Source organism: uncultured Demequina sp. (assembly GCF_913055775.1).
GTDB lineage: Bacteria > Actinomycetota > Actinomycetes > Actinomycetales > Demequinaceae > Demequina.
Map to the genome: position 1 here is coordinate 18569 of NZ_CAJXJX010000013.1, position 14986 is coordinate 33554.

Sequence of the window (14986 nt, forward strand, 5' to 3'; positions counted from 1 at the left end):
GTCATCCCTCGGTCAGGTCGAAGGGCTCGCGGCGGCCGTCCCGCAGCGAGCCACCGGTCGCGAGCCGCATCATGTCGGAGTCGAGGTCGATGCCCAGTTCGGTCCCGCCGGCGGAGCCGAAGGTGTGCTGGTAGCGCGACCACGAGTCGTCGCGAACCTTCCGGGCAAAGCCGGACTCGACGAGGATCGCCAGCTCGGTCGCCGCGCGATCGATGCGGGTGCCGAGCGCCTTGTCGGTCCAATCCTCGGTGGAGGCGAACAGCCCGGTGGGCACCGGCAGCGCGCGAAGATAAGCAAAGAGTGCGCGCATCTCCTCGTCGACCACCAGCGCGTGTCGGGCGGTACCCGCGGTCGCGGCGAGAATCACGGGCTTGCCAATGAGCAGGTCGTTGTCGAGCACCTGGAAGAAGCTCGAGAAGAGGCCCGAGGCCCCAGCCTTGTAGACCGGCGCGGCGGCGATGATGCCGTCTGCGGCCTGGAGTGCCTCGATGGCCCTCGTGAACTTGGGGCCCATCAGCTGGCTCGAGAGCGCCTGCGGGAGCTCGGGCAGGAGCTCGCGCAGGTCGATGGTGGTGGCGGTGACCGTGTGGCCGCGGTCCTCGAGGATCGCGACCGCGCGCTGCGTGGCGCGATCCGCGAGCAGGCGCGTCGACGACGGGTCGGAGACGCCCGCGCTGACGGTGACGAGGCGGTAGTTCTGAGTGGTCATGACTCCTCCGGAGCGAGCTTGCGAGAGAGTGTCTCGAGGAGCACGAGCTCCTGGTCGGTCAGTGCGGCGGTCATCGCGGTCGCGACCTCGCGGCCGTGCGCGCGGCCGATGCTGCGCTGCATCTCGCGTCCCGCGTCGGTGAGCGAGATGTGAGCCGCGCGTGCATCGTCCGGATCCGCGCATCGGCCCAGCAGACCGCGCTCGACGAGGCGATCCACCAGGCGCGACAGCGCGGGCTGACTCAGCAGCACGTGCTTGCCGAGCTCGCCGATCCGCTGCGGACCGTCGCACTTGGACAGCGTGTACAGGACGTCGTACTCGCGCATCGACAGGCCGTGCCACACGTCCTGCGCCGCGAAGCGGCGCATGAGCGCCGCGTGCGCGGCCATCGTCGCCTCCCACGCGTGATTGGCGAGGACGGTGCGGGACCTGACCCGCGCATCGGCTTCCGTAGTGGTCATGGCCGTGTCACATGCTCGGGTACGCCGCGACGGACTGCTCGGAGTCCTGGTACGGCGAGCCGCCGGTGACGTTGTCGCCGCGGTTGGCGTTGGGGCGGGGCTGGCGCGGCTCCTCGTCGCCGTACTTGGCCGTCACCCGGGCGGCGTGCGTGGGGGCCTCTGCCGTGCCGGGCTCGCGCTTGGCGTCGAGCTCCTTGCGCAGGACCGGGACCACCTCGCCGCCCAGCAAGTCGAGCTGCTCCAGGACGGTCTTCAGCGGCAGACCCGCGTGATCGACCAGGAACAGCTGGCGCTGGTAGTCGCCGAACGCGTCGCGGAAGGTCAGCGTCTTGTCGATGACCTCCTGCGGGCTGCCCACGGACAGCGGCGTCATCTCCTCGAAGTCCTCCATCTTGGGACCGTTGCCGTACACCGGTGCCTCGTTGAAGTAGGGGCGGAACTGGTCGTGCGCGTCCTGGCTGTTCTTCGCGATGAAGGCCTGGCCGCCCAGGCCCACGATGGCCTCCTTCTGGGTGCCGTGGCCGTGCGCCTCGAATCGGCGGCGGTAGAAGTCGATGAGGCGCTGGTAGTGCTCCTTGGGCCAGAAGATGTTGTTCGCGAAGTAGCCGTTGCCGTAGTACGCCGCCTGCTCGGCGATCTCGGGGGTGCGGATCGAGCCGTGCCACACGAACGGCGGGACGTCGTCCAGCGGGCGGGGCGTGGACGTGAAGCCCTGGAGCGGACCACGGAAGTTGCCCTCCCAGTCCACGACGTCCTCGCGCCACAGGCGGTGCAGCAGGTTGTAGTTCTCGAGCGCAAGCGGCAGGCCCTGGCGGATGTCCTGGCCGAACCACGGGTAGACCGGCGCGGTGTTGCCGCGACCCAGCATGAGGTCCATGCGGCCCTTCGACAGGTGCTGGAGCATCGCGTACTCCTCGGCGATGCGCACCGGGTCGTTGGTGGTGATCAGCGTGGTGCTCGTCGTGAGGATGAGCCGCTCGGTGAGGGCCGCAATGTGGGCGAGCAGCGTCGTGGGGGAACTGGAGAAGAACGGCGGGTTGTGGTGCTCGCCGATCGCGAAGACGTCGAGACCCACCTCCTCCGCGTGGACGGCGATGCGGGTGACCGCATCGATGCGCTCCGCCTCGGACGGCGTGTAGCCGGTGACGGGGTCGCGGGTGATGTCCGAGACGGACATGATGCCGAACTGCATGGGGGTGCTCCTTGATGGGCGGGTCGTCTGGCGTGGCCTGGCGACAATTATATGCGTTTGCATCTAATAACGCGAGCGGCCTGGATTCATTCCCGCAACTCACTCACGACTGTCAACGTCGCTGACTCCGCGAGCACCCGGCCGCGCCTCAAACGAGGCAACCCAGGATCACGGGTCTCGGGCTCACAGCCTCACGAGGCAACTCAGGATCACGGGTGCGGCAGGTCAGGACGCGTCCTGGCCCTCGGCCATCGCCAAGGTCGCTCGCGCCGCGCGCGCAAGCTCGACACCATAGGCGCGCCCATGGCCTGCGGCGTGGACCGCGAGCGGGTGCAGTTGGTGCACCGGCAGCCGAGCTCGCCAGCCGTCGCGAAGCTCCCCGACCTCCCGGTAGCCCTCGATGATCTGGTCCAGGTGCGGTGCCCCGAACAGGGCCAGCATGGCCAGGTCCGTCTCGGGATGTCCACCGTGTGCCGCGGGGTCGATGACGATCGCACCGTGGGCGTCGAACAGCAGATTCCCGGCCCACAGGTCCCCGTGGATGCGCGCGGGAGCCGCGCCGTCATCGAAGGCTCCGTCGACGATTGCCGCGCATGCGTCGAGGACGGTCGCCGCCTCGCTTGCGGTGAGGTGACCTGCCTGGCGAGCAGGCTCGAGGAACGGCTCCACTCGGGCCCCGGCGTAGAACTGTCCCCACGAGTCCGCAGTCGAGCGCGGCATCTCTCGGCGTCCGATGAACAGCGGCCCGTCCCAGCCTGCGGGCGGAGCGCCGAAAGCCTCGGCGCCTGCGACATGTGTCCTCGCGAGGTCGCCGCCGAAGGTGCGTGCAGCGCGGGACGTCGGCGCCGTGGTGACGATGCGGTCGAGCGTGATCGACGCCGAGGTGACGCGGCGCACGCCGACGGCGCGGGCGCCTCCTGCCTCCGCGAGCCAGCGCAGCCCAGCCGCCTCGGCCTCGAAGAATCCGGGTGGCGCGTCGTTCCTCGTTTTGGTGAACGGTTCCATGGAAGTCCAGGCTCTCGCGGATCTCGATGGACCGGGAACAGCCGTTCGTGCCCGTCACGTGCCTCGTCAGGGCTGATCGGCCGGCTACTGAGTACGTGGCTTGCCTAGTTCTCGGTGGGGAGCGGGGGCGAGGCGGGGGCTCGGTGCGGGATTCTGCGCGGGGCCATCACGCCCGCGAGCAGCACCACCACGAGGCCCATGAGCGGCATGATCATCAGTCCGGCGCGCAGGCTCCACGTGTCGGCGATCGCGCCCACCACCGGTGGGGAGATGAGGAACGCGAGGCGCAGTGTCCACCCCACCACGGTCAGTCCGGTTCCGGACTTGAGGCCGCGCATCTCGTCGGCCGCGTGGAACGCGCCCGGGATCAGCGTTGCGATGCCGACGCCCGCGGCGGCGAAGCCCGCGATCGTTCCCCACACGCTGGGGAAGGCCAGTGCGAGGCCCATGCCCACGAACACCAGGGCACCGCCCGCGCGCGCCACCGCGCGCTGGCCGAACCGGTCCACCATCCGGTCGCCGGTGATGCGCCCGATGAACTGGAATCCCTGCAGGGCGATGAAGCCGAACGCGGCAACGGATGCGGCGGCACCCAACTCGTCGCGCAGGTACGAGGCCGCCCAGGTCGACGCGGCGTCCTCCGCCCACGCGCCGGCGATCGCGATCATCGACAGCGCCAGCAGGAGGCCCCACATGCGGCCGGGGATGCGGCGCGGGCGGTGGCCGTGCGGCATCCCCGCCTCGTCCTCGCCGGACTCGATCACTGACTGCGGCTCGGGCCCCCGGAGCAGCATGGGGTAGCTGACCACGTTCAACGCGACCACGACGACCGCCATGATGACGAAGTGCCAGGTCACGGGAAGGCCGAGGCCCGTCGCGGCCGCGCCCATCAGACCGCCGATCACGGCGCCGATCGACCACATGGCGTGGAACGCGTTGTTGATCGAGCGCTTGTAGAGCCGTTGCACCCGCAGGCCGTGGGAGTTCTGGGCGACGTCGACCCAGGCGTCGGTGGCGCCGACGAAGAACAGCGCCGCGCCGAACACCCACACCGACGGCGCGAAGCCCGCGACCAGCATCGCGACGGTGCAGCCGAGCATGCCGAGCACGGCGACGCGCGACGATCGGAAGCGCCGGATCATCGCGCCGGCGAGGAGCCCCAGGCCCAGCGAGCCGATGGGCCACATCGCCATCGCGATGCCGAGAGTGCCGTACGAAATCTCGAGGCCGTCGCGCAGCTCGGGCAGTCGCGGCGCGAGGTTGCCCAGCAGGATGCCGTTGGTCATGAAGACCAGGGACACTCCCAGGCGCGCCCGGCGAAGCTCGGGCGCCACGGTGGGGCGGGCGGCGGTCATTCACCCTCGCCAATGCGGAAGCGAGTGGTGAGCAGGTCCTCGACCCGCGAGCTCGGCCCCACCAGCAACGTGAAGTCGCCCGGCTCGATCACGCGCTCGCCGGCGGCATTGACGATGCTGCACGCCGCCAGGTGCACGGCGACCTCGACCTCGCGCGATTGTCCGGGCTCGAGCGTGACCTGTCGGTGGCCCTTGAGCTCGCGATCGGCCCACGTGGCGGACGTGACCTCGTCGCGTACGTAGACCTGCACGGTCTCGAGAGCGGCGCGCTCGCCGGTGTTCGTCAGGGTGACCTGCGCGCGCACCACGGGCTCGTCGCCCGGGGGCAGCAGGCGCAGATCCCCGTACTCGACCGTGGTGTACGAGCGGCCCTCGCCGAAGACCCAGCGCGGACGCTGGGTCAGGTCCGCGTAGCGGGTGCCGTGCTGTGCGTCGATCTGGTTGTAGAAGACCGGCTGCTGGCCCGCGTGGCGCGGCCAGCTGAGCGGCAGGCGCCCGCTGGGCTCGATCGCGCCCAGCAGCAGCTCGGCGACCGCCTGGCCGCCGTGCATGCCGGGGTTGGCGGCCCAGATGACGGCCGATGCGCGCTCGGCCGAGGGAGGAAGGACGTGCGGCTTGGAGGCGAGGACGACGAGAATCACCGGGGTGCCGGTCTCGACGAGCGCGTCCAGGAGCACGACCTGGCCGCCCTGGAGCTCCAGCGTCGCGGTCGAGCGGCCCTCGCCGATCAGCTCGATGCGGTCGCCGAGCACGGCGACGGCGACGTCCGCGGCGCGCGCGGCCTCGACGGCCGCGTCCAGCTCGGCCTGATCCACGGGAGCGGAGTGCGCCACGCGCGGACGCGGCTGGCCGTCGGCGAAGAACTCGCCGTCGGGGTCCGGGCCGGATTCGACGATGGACGCGCCGCGCTCATAGGTGACGGTCCAGCCCTCGGGGATCTGCTCGCGCAGGCCGTCGACGACGGTCAGGATCATGTCGCGCGGCTGGCCGTGCGCGAGCCAGTCCGCCTGGCCCGAGCTGCCCGCCCAGTCGCCCAGTTGGGTCTGGGCGTCGTGGGCGTTGGGTCCCACGACCGCGATGCTCCGTGCGGGTGCGTCGCCTCCCGTCCCCAGCGGCAGGAGTCCGTCGTTCTCGAGCAGCACCAGAGAGCGGCGCGACGCCTCGAGTCCGAGCTCGCGGTGCTCCGCGCGAGCGACGTCACGGTCGATGCGCTCGGCGTCCGGCATGCGCGGATCCTCGAACAGGCCCAGGTCGAACTTGAGCGTCAGGATGCGAGCGACCGCCTCGTCGATGCGCGCCTCCTCGAGCAACCCCTGCGCGACCGCGTCCTGAGCGCCCTGGAAGAAGGCCGGAGTGGTCATGATCATGTCGTTGCCGGCGTTGACAGCGGCGGCGGCTGCCTGGGCGTAGTCCGGGAACATGCGCTGCTCGCGCACGAGGTTGCCGACGTTGTCCCAGTCGGTGATGAGCGTGCCCGTGTAGCCCCACTCGCCGCGCAGCACGTCGTTCAGCAGCCAGTCGTTCACGGTGATGGGCGTGCCGTCGATGGACTGGTAGCCCAGCATGAAGGTGCGGCAGCCCTCGCGCGCGACGCGCTCGAACGGCGGCAGGAACCACGATCGCAGCTTGCGGCGCGACACGTCCGCCTCGGAGGCGTCCCGACCGCCCTGGGTCTCGGAATACGCGGCGAAGTGCTTGGCGGTGGCGAGCACAGCCGTCGGGTCGCCGAGCCCGTCACCCTGATAGCCGGCGACCATCGCGGAGGCGAGCTCGCCGATGAGGTGCGGGTCCTCGCCGAAGGTCTCGGAGACGCGGCCCCAGCGCAGGTCCCGCGTGATGCACAGGACGGGGGAGAAGGTCCAGTGGATGCCGGTCGCGGAGGCCTCGACGGCCGTCGCGCGTGCGACGCGCTGCACGAGGTCGCGATCCCATGTCGCGGCGAGCCCCAGCTGGGTGGGGAAGATCTCGGCGCCGTCCCAGAACGAGTGGCCGTGAATGCAGTCCTCGCCGATGAGCAGGGGGATCTGGAGCCGTGTGGCCTCGACGAGCTCTCGCGCCGCGATGACGTTCTCGGGTGAGGTGTGCAGGATCGAGCCGACGTGGAAGTTCTCGATGATCGCGCGCACGCCCGTCGGGGCGCTCAGCTGCATCATCTGTCCGACCTTCTCGGGGAGAGTCATGCGCGCGATGAGGTCCGCGACGCGGTCGGCGGTGCTGAGGCTCGTGTCGAGATAGGCGGCGGTGTCCACTCGGGATCCTTTCGGGGTGGCGGCGCTCCGGGGCGCACCGATCGTATCAACTTTCCTACCGCATGGTAAGTTGAACGGATGGTGGAGGACGATCGGCTCGACGGGCGCCAGAGGCGCGGCCGCGACACGCGCGCGCACATCATCTCCGCCGCGATGGAGCAGTTCTGCGAGTCAGGCTACCGGGCGAGCTCGCTGCGCGACATCGCCGCGCGCGCGGACATCACGCATCCGGGCGTGCTCTATCACTTCCCGACCAAGGAGGCCCTGCTCATGGCGGTGCTTCAGCGGCGCGACGAGCAGGGCCGCGAGACGCGACCTGTGGTGGGGGAGATGGGCAGGGCCGCGCTCGCGAGCATGGCTGCCGCTGCGGCGCACAACGAGACTCAGCGCGCCATGGTCGAGTTGTACGCCGTGCTGTCGGCAGAGGCGACGGGGCCTGACCACCCCGCGCACGCGTACTTTACGGAGCGCTACGAGCGCCTGCACGCCAACGTCCTCGAGGCCTATACGGTCGCTCGCGACGCTGGCGACCTGGTCGACGACGTGGAGCCGCGGGTGGCCGCGCCGCAGCTGATCGCGCGCATCATCACGGCGCACCTGAACACTCAGCTGCGCGTGCCGCTCGACGCCTTCTAGGCGTTCGTGGAGCCCGCGCCCGTCGTGTCCAGCTCCGCCAGCCAAGCGCGGTAGGCCTCGGTGCTGAAAGGCCGGCCCAGGAAGGTCTCGACAAGGGCCCCTGCGGGCTGCGAGCCTCCGGGCACCAGCACCGCATCGCGGTAGCGGTGAGCGGCGGCGGCGTCGAGCAGGTCCGCGGGGTTGAACCCCGTGAAGAGGTCGCGCGCGATCGCGAGGCTCCACTGATACGTGTAGTAGCAGGCCGAATACCCCGTGAGGTGACCGAAGCTCGCGTACTGGTGCGTGTCGTCGAGCCGCTCGCGCACGTCGTGGCGTTCCTCGATCGCGGCCGCGAACGCGGCGATGTCCTCGGGAACGTCGCGGTGCAGCTGGTAGGAGAGCTGCGCGTAGACCAGTTGCCGGCACGTGAGCAGGCCGCGTGCGAGGTGCCGGCTCGCGCGTAGGCTGTCGACGAGTGACTCCGGAATAGGCGTGCCATCCTCGTCGACCGCGAAGCGGGCGAGCACGGCGTGGTCCCAGGCCCACTCCTCGAGCAGCTGGGACGGCGCCTCGACGAAGTCCCACTCGCCCTTCTCGGACAGCCCGGCCAGGCGCATCCACTGGCCACCGCCGGACAGGATCGCGTGCATCAGGTGGCCGAACTCGTGCAGGAAGGTCTCGAGGTCGTCGAACGTCATCGACCCGCGAGGGAAGTTGCACACCAGCGCACTCACCGGCAGGTGGCGACCGGCGATGCCGGTCACGACGGGGAAGCACGCCATGTGCCCGTACTTCCCGGCACGTGGGTGCATGTCGAGCAGGATGCGGCCGATGCGGTGGCCACCTGACAGGACGTCGTACGCCTCGACGTCCTCGTGCCACCGCGGCGCATCGGCCACCGGCTCGAACGACAGATCGAAGAGGTCGCCGGCGAGGGCGAGGATGCCGTCGCGCACCCGTCCGTAGTCCAGGTACCGGCGCACCTGGTGAGGGTCCACGCCAAAGCGCTCGGCCTTGAGGGTCTCGATGTAGTAGCGCGAGTCCGCGACGGTGACCGCGGTCGCATCTGGGTGGTCCTCGCGCATGCGCTCGAGCAGCATCGCGGCGTCAGCCTCGCCCGCAGGCCGTGCCGCGGAGTCGAGGTCCGCGAGGAACGACTCGATGCCCGCGCCGTCGGGCATCATCATCCGCGCTGTCGCGTAGTCGGGCCAGCCCTCGAAGCCGAGCAGGCTGGCCTTCTGGTCGCGCAGGCGCAGCAGGCGATCGAGCACCTCATCGTTGACGGGGTGTGCGCGCTCGTAGTCGGCGCGGACCAGCGCCTCGCGCGCCGACCTGTCGCTGGCCATCGCGAGGAAGGGACCGGAATCCGGGTAGTCGGTCGTGATCTCGACCAGGCCGTCGTCGCCCGCAGGGTGCGCGGCGACATAGTCCTCGGGGAGTCCCGCGAGCACCTCCGGCGTCACGCGGATGCGACCCACGTCCTCGCGAATGTTCTCCGAGAACTCGGTCTCTGCCGCTGAGAGCTTGCGGTCGATGTCCGCGAGGCGCTGACGCGTCTCGGCGTCGAGGTGCGCGCCCTGCAGCCGGAAGTCCCGGAGCACCAGGGTGCGCAGGTACGGAGCCTCGTCCCCGGGGGGCACGGGCGCCCCCTCGAGCGCGGCGAAGAGCTCGGGATCGCCGTCTCGAGCCGTGCGGAAGGCCGCGACCTCGTGCACGAGGTCGACGCATGCGTGACGCACCTGCGCATCCGGGTGGACCTCGGCGATCGACTCGACCAGCTGATGCGCGTGCGCCACGGCGACGTCCGCGTCGTTCCACGCGTCCCAGGCGTCGCCGCTCGGTCCGGAACGCACGCCATCGAGTGCCTCGCGCGCCGCCGACAGGCGCTCGTGAACATAGGCGGCGACGAACTCGCCCCACGGCTCGCTTGGCATCGGCAGGGTGGTGAGAGTGGCCTCGCTGGTCATCTCGCCAGGGTATCCGCGCGCATGTGGTGCCCGGGTCACCAGCGCTCGGACCAGCGCTTTCACCGTGCACGTGTGCGGCAACGGGAGTAGCGTGCAAGGAGGGCGGTGGCACGCCCCACGTCGCGCGCGCGGCGGAGACAAAGGAGCAGGCAATGGCAATGAACGACACGTCCACCACCACTGTCGAAGGGCCCGTGGGTTCGCGGGCCGGATGGGTGATGCTCAGCATCACCCGCATCGTTATCGGGTTCTACTTCCTGTGGGCATTCATCGACAAGGCGTTTGGCCTGGGCTTTTCCACCTGCCGCAACTCTGCGGAGGACGGATCGTTCACGGTGGATGTCTTCTGTGACAGCGCGTGGTTCAACGGATTCCCGCGCATCACCGAGGGCTACCTGGTGTTCGGCGGGAATCCCCAGAGTCCTTTCAACGACTTCTACGTCGATTTGGGAGGACAGGCGTGGACCGACTGGCCGTTCATGATCGGCCTGCTCGGCATCGGACTCGCGCTCATGCTCGGCATCGGCACGCGGATTGGAGCCATCTCCGCAACCCTCATGCTGCTCATGATGTACACCACGCAGATCCCGCTCTCCACGAACCCGTTCCTTGACGACCACATCATCATGATCGTCGCCGTCATCGCGGCGGTCTTGCTCGAGGCCAGGTATCAAGCCGTCGGGTTCGGCCAAGCGTGGAAGCGCATGGGAGTCGTCGAGAAGAACCGCTGGCTCATCTAGCCGCGTTCTTCGGGCGGGGCTGCGCACTCGGCGCGGCCCCGCCTTTCCGCGTGCGTCACCCTGGCAGAGGGCCGATGCGGGGCTCAGTCCCGCGATTCGAGCCACGCGGCGACCACGTCGCCGATCATGGATCGGTGATGGTCGCGCAGGTTCGGGTCCAGCATGTCGCGGCCGAACAGGAAGCCGAACGTGTGGCGGTTGGCGACCTGGAAGAAGCAATACGCGCTGATGACGATGTGGACATCGAGAGCGTCCACCTCGCGACGGAAGCTGCCGTCGGCCTGGCCTCGCGACAGGATGTCATCGAGGACGCCCAGCGCATTCTGGTTGAGTTCGCGTAGGCCGTCGATGCCCTGGATGAACTCCCCGCGGTGGATGTTCTCGATGGCCACGAGCCGAATGAACGAGCTGTGGTCCAGGTGGTGGTCGTACGTGCGTTCGGCGATCCGACGCAGTGCCTCGCGAGGCGGCAGGTCTCCCACGTGCACGGACTGCTCGGCCTCACGGATGCCGCGATAGGCCGCCTCGAGCACCGCGACGTACAGATCCTTCTTGCTGCCGAAGTAGTAGTAGATGCCGCGCTTGGTCATCTTCGTGCGACGCGCGATCTCGTCGACGCCCGTGCCTGAGTAGCCGGACTCAGCGAAGGCCTCGGTGGCGACCGTGAGCAGTTCGGCGCGCGTGCGCGCGGCGTCACGCTTGCGCCCGGGTGCGGTCGTCACGGTGTCACTCTACTGAGGAGGCAGGCCGGTCCGCAGGTGCGGTGCCGCGACGCGCGGCGCCTCGGAGAGCAAACGTCGCGGAGTGTCGACCAGCATGGTCTCGATCTCCCGGTCGCTGACGCCAGCCGCGGTGAAACGGGGCAGGACGGTCTCGAACAGGTGCTCCATGTGCCACAGCGGCGCGTGGACCGTCCTCCACGCGGGCGGTGTCACTCGGCTGAAGACCGCGGCGTCGTGGGAGAGAACCACCTGCTCCACCAGACCGGCGTCGAGGACGGCGAGAAGCATGCGGATGCGCGCGTCATCGGGCAGCACATGTTCCATACCAAAGCGGTCGAAGCCCAGGTACGCGCCTCGCGCGGCAAGGGTGAGGAGGTAATCGAGGTCAGTCGAGTCGCCCGCGTGTCCCACGACGACCCGGTCAGGGGCGACCTCGAGCTCATCGAGCAGCTCGAGTTGAGCAATCCCCCCTCGGGAGCCCGCGTGCGAGTGCGTCATGATCGCCGCGCCGGTGCGACGATGGGCGTGCGCGGCTGCCGCGAACACTCGGCGCACGTCTGGTGTGATGCCGCCGAGGTCCGAGGCGACCTTGATGACCCCTGCTCGGACCTCAGTGCCTGCAATGCCCTGTTCGAGGTCACGCACCATCAGCTCGACGAGCGGATCCGTCCCGCCGACGAGGGTGCCGGGGCCGTGCATGCGCACAGCGGGCGGGAGGTCGCCCACGCTGTACCAACCGGTGGCGGCGACGATGCGCACGGGACTTGCGGCGGCGACCCGCGCCACAAGAGAGGCGTTGCGACCGATCCCGGGGACGGTGAGATCGACGACCGTGCGGACTCCGCGCTCATGCAGGCGGTGCATGGTCTCGACGGCGGAGTCGACCGCGCCCTGCTCATCCCATGAGGGATGAGGCAGGGCGCGGTCGAGCTCCAGGTCGCCGACGAAGACGTGCTCGTGCATCAGCGTGAGGCCGAGCGCGTCCGGTTCCACGAGGCCCGTGTAGGTCGGGACTCGAGCGTCGGCTGACATGACGTCAGCTCGGGTCAGGGAGCCGTGGCGCGGATGGCGTTGAACACTTCGAGCGACTCGCCCGTGAACGTGTTCTCGAGGAAGGCGACCGCCATCTCGGAGAACGCGTCACGGTCGACGTCGTCGACGATCTCCCACTCGCCCTCGGCGCGCCAGGCGTCCAGGGTCTCCGTCTCGCCCTGGGCGATGCACTCGGTCACCGAGTCCACTGCGGTGATGGTCGCTGCGGACAGCGCCTCCTGCTGCTCGGCGCTGAGCTCGTCCCAGATGGGGCTGACGATCACCAGGTTGGTGTTGAGCTGGTGAGCCGAGAGGCTCAGGTAGTCCTGGACCTCCTTGAGGTTCGATGCGTCGATGTTCGTGACCGGGTTCTCCTGTCCGTCGACGGTGCCGTTCTGGAGCGCGAGGTAGAGCTCCTCGTAGGCGACCTCGGTAGCCGTCGCGCCGAGCGCCTCGGCGTTCATGAGGTACTGCGGCGATCCCGGGAAGCGCATCCGCAGTCCATCGAGGTCCTCAGGAGTGCGAATGGGGTCGTTGGCGGTGAAGTGACGTGCGCCAGCGGACCACACGCCGAGCGTCTGCACGCCGGTCTCGGTGTAGAAGCCCTCGATCAGCACGGCGGACTCGTCGCTGGCCATGAATGCGGCGAGGTGAGCTTCGTCGTCGAAGGCGAACGCGGAGTCCAGCACGCTGATGGGCTCGTACACTGCTCCCAGCGCGGAGGCGCCCTGGATGTCGATGTCGATGTCTCCCGAGACCACCGACGCGATGCGGTCCGCATCGCCGCCGAGCTGGCTCGACGGGAAGATCTCGATGGTGAGGCCGACGTCTGCGGCGGCCACTTCATCGGCGATGACCTGGGCGCCGCACGCGTGCTGGGGCTGGTCCTCGGTGTAACTGTGGGCGAGGGTGAGTTCGATCGCCTCGGCCATCGAGTCGTCGGGCTCACTGGTCTCTTCTGCGGTCGTTTCCTCTGAGGTGGGCTCGTCCTCGGCGTCCGAGGAGGAGCACGCGGTGAGCAGGACCGCCGGGACCGCGGCAGCGGCGATCCAGCGGGTCAGGCGGGGACGTGGTGACTTCATCGTTCCTGTCCTTTCAGTGGTGCCACGTGGGCGGGATTCCTTGTCGCCTCCGCGGCGACCAGGTCTGTGAGGTCGGCAAGCATCGCGGCACGGTCGGCCGGCTCGCCGGTGAAGATCTCGAAGGCGTCTGCGGCCTGGTTCATGGCCATGCCGAGCCCCGTGACGACCGAGCATCCGCGCGAACGGGCGCCGCGCACGAACGCGGTCTCGACGGGGCGGTACACGATGTCGACCACGAGCGTTCCTGCGCGCAGGAGCGCAGGATCGACGGCACTGCCCGGGTGCGCCGCCATGCCGAGCGGGGTGGCGTTGATGACGGTGTCCGCCGCAGGGATGAGGTGGGCCAGCTCCTGCGCGCTCGCGCTCTCGGCGCCCGTCGCGGATGCGAGTGCTTCGGCGCGGCCCGCGTCGAGATCGGCGACCACGAAGCGCGTGGGCTGTCGCTCGGCGATCGCCCGCGCGACGGCCGCGCCGGCTCCTCCCGCGCCCACCAGCACCGTGGTGCCCAGCACCCGGCCGTCGCGCGCCTCGTCGATCGAGGCGGCGAACGCCGTGACGTCGGTGTTGTGTCCTACCGCTCGATCGCCGGTGAGCACCACGGTGTTGACGGCCTCGATGGACGCGGCCGATGGTGCGAGCTCGTCGAGAAGCGGCACGATGGCCTGCTTGGCGGGGTGAGTGACGTTGAGGCCGTTGAAGCCCAGGCGCCGAGCGCTGTCGAGGAGCGCCTGCAGTCGCGCGGGCTCCGCCTCGCCTGGCTCCATGTTGACGGTGCGGTAGACGTAGGACAGCCCGTGGCGCGCGCCTTCGAGCTCGTGCATCGCGGGGGTCAGCGACGGGCCCACGCCCTCCCCGATGAGGCCGATCAGCACCGAACGGTGCTTCGCAGCGTGTGCGGTCGGCGTCATAGTCCCAGCACCCCCGGGAGCCACGCGACCGCGTCGGGCCACAGGATGATCGACACCGCGATCGCGGCTGAGGGAATGAGGAACGGCAGTGCTCCCCGGAACACCTCACCCACCTTGGTGTTCGACACGTGCGCGGTGACGAAGAGCACGGTTCCCACGGGTGGTGTGAGCAGCCCGATCATCAACGAGACGATGAGGAGGACACCGAGCACGATGGGGTCCACCCCGAACTCCCGGGCAATCGGCAGCAGGATCGGCACCACCAGCACCAGGATCGCAGTCGCGTCGATGACCGTGCCGAGCACGAGCATCATGAGTGCCGCCAGGGCGAGGAAGACCATAGGGCTGTCGGTGATCGACAGGACCAGCTCGGTCAGCATCTGGGGGAGGCGCTCGCGCGCGAGGATGTATCCCAGCAGAGACGCGGAGGCGACGATGAGCATGATGCTCGCGGTTGTCGTGACCGCTTCCCTGAGTGCGGCGAGTGCCGCACGCCACGGCAGTGAGCGTTGCAGCAGGCCCACGATCGCGATCCACGCGACACCCACCGCCGCAGCCTCGGTGGGGGTGAAGAAGCCGCCCAGGATGCCGCCCAGAATGATGACGGGCGCCACCATCGGCAGCAGGACGCCTGGAACGGACGAGCGCAACTCGCCGGCGTCGAAGGTGCCGGCGGTGATGTTCGGGTCGCGGCGGACGAGGATGAAGACCACGACGCACAGGCCGAGCGCCATGATGATCGCGGGCGCGACTGAGGCGGCGAACAGCGCTCCGGTCGACACTGCCGCGAGGCCCGCATAGATGACGGCGGGGATAGACGGCGGCATCACAGGCGCGACCAGCGATGACGCGGATGAGATTCCCGTCGCGAAGCGGCGGCTGTAGCCGGCCCGGAGCATCGCAGGGATCTGCACCTTGCCCAGTGCTGCCGCATCGGCCACCGCTGACC

General features: G+C 69.5%; 14 protein-coding genes. 2 read left to right on the forward strand and 12 right to left on the reverse strand.

The annotated features are described in order from the left end of the window. Position 1: 1 nt before the first annotated feature. The 6 genes from QZ483_RS02490 to QZ483_RS02515 form a co-directional block, all read right to left on the reverse strand. Positions 2-709, reverse strand: coding sequence for a CE1759 family FMN reductase (locus tag QZ483_RS02490; RefSeq protein ID WP_297081405.1), 708 nt, complete (start codon positions 707-709; stop codon positions 2-4). Next, positions 706-1170, reverse strand: coding sequence for a MarR family winged helix-turn-helix transcriptional regulator (locus QZ483_RS02495; protein ID WP_297081406.1), 465 nt, complete (start codon positions 1168-1170; stop codon positions 706-708). Before QZ483_RS02495 ends, QZ483_RS02490 begins: the two co-directional genes overlap by 4 nt. A gap of 7 nt (positions 1171-1177) precedes the next feature. Beyond that, positions 1178-2362 (reverse strand): LLM class flavin-dependent oxidoreductase, encoded by a 1185-nt coding sequence (locus QZ483_RS02500; RefSeq protein ID WP_297081407.1) that lies wholly within the window; start codon positions 2360-2362, stop codon positions 1178-1180. A 225-nt stretch (positions 2363-2587) separates the two neighbouring features. Continuing rightward, the gene (locus QZ483_RS02505; protein WP_297081408.1) at positions 2588-3367 is read right to left on the reverse strand and encodes a fructosamine kinase family protein; all 780 of its coding nucleotides are present in this window, start codon (positions 3365-3367) and stop codon (positions 2588-2590) included. A gap of 104 nt (positions 3368-3471) precedes the next feature. After that, a complete protein-coding gene (locus tag QZ483_RS02510; protein WP_297081409.1) occupies positions 3472-4722 on the reverse strand; it encodes an MFS transporter in 1251 nt (416 codons plus the stop codon). Beyond that, entirely contained in the window at positions 4719-6971 is a 2253-nt protein-coding gene (locus QZ483_RS02515; RefSeq protein ID WP_297081410.1) for a glycoside hydrolase family 3 N-terminal domain-containing protein, read from the reverse strand. Before QZ483_RS02515 ends, QZ483_RS02510 begins: the two co-directional genes overlap by 4 nt. 78 nt (positions 6972-7049) lie before the next feature. On the opposite strand from QZ483_RS02515, the gene QZ483_RS02520 reads away from it, so the two are divergent. Beyond that, positions 7050-7607 carry a TetR/AcrR family transcriptional regulator gene (locus QZ483_RS02520; RefSeq protein ID WP_297081411.1) on the forward strand — a complete coding sequence of 186 codons (558 nt, stop codon included), beginning with the start codon at positions 7050-7052 and terminating at the stop codon, positions 7605-7607. On the opposite strand, the gene QZ483_RS02525 is transcribed toward QZ483_RS02520, so the two are convergent. Further along, positions 7604-9553 carry a M3 family metallopeptidase gene (locus QZ483_RS02525; RefSeq protein WP_297081412.1) on the reverse strand — a complete coding sequence of 650 codons (1950 nt, stop codon included), beginning with the start codon at positions 9551-9553 and terminating at the stop codon, positions 7604-7606. The two genes, QZ483_RS02520 and QZ483_RS02525, sit on opposite strands and share 4 nt — an antisense overlap. A gap of 152 nt (positions 9554-9705) precedes the next feature. Here QZ483_RS02525 and QZ483_RS02530 point away from each other — a divergent pair, with 152 nt between their 5' ends. Next, positions 9706-10293 (forward strand): hypothetical protein, encoded by a 588-nt coding sequence (locus tag QZ483_RS02530; protein WP_297081413.1) that lies wholly within the window; start codon positions 9706-9708, stop codon positions 10291-10293. Positions 10294-10376: 83 nt separating this feature from the next. Here QZ483_RS02530 and QZ483_RS02535 read toward each other — a convergent pair whose 3' ends face one another. The 5 genes from QZ483_RS02535 to QZ483_RS02555 form a co-directional block, all read right to left on the reverse strand. Beyond that, entirely contained in the window at positions 10377-11015 is a 639-nt protein-coding gene (locus tag QZ483_RS02535) for a TetR/AcrR family transcriptional regulator (protein ID WP_297081414.1), read from the reverse strand. A 9-nt stretch (positions 11016-11024) separates the two neighbouring features. After that, a complete protein-coding gene (locus QZ483_RS02540) occupies positions 11025-12047 on the reverse strand; it encodes a phosphotriesterase (RefSeq protein ID WP_297081415.1) in 1023 nt (340 codons plus the stop codon). Between the two features lie 14 nt (positions 12048-12061). Next, positions 12062-13129, reverse strand: a complete 1068-nt coding sequence (locus QZ483_RS02545; protein WP_297081416.1) for a DctP family TRAP transporter solute-binding subunit — start codon at positions 13127-13129, stop codon at positions 12062-12064. Continuing rightward, the gene (locus QZ483_RS02550) at positions 13126-14037 is read right to left on the reverse strand and encodes a shikimate dehydrogenase (RefSeq protein ID WP_297081417.1); all 912 of its coding nucleotides are present in this window, start codon (positions 14035-14037) and stop codon (positions 13126-13128) included. The genes QZ483_RS02545 and QZ483_RS02550 overlap by 4 nt, the downstream gene beginning before the upstream one ends. Then, a partial coding sequence (locus QZ483_RS02555; RefSeq protein WP_297081418.1) for a TRAP transporter large permease occupies positions 14034-14986 on the reverse strand: 953 nt, incomplete at its 5' end. The genes QZ483_RS02555 and QZ483_RS02550, both read right to left, overlap by 4 nt.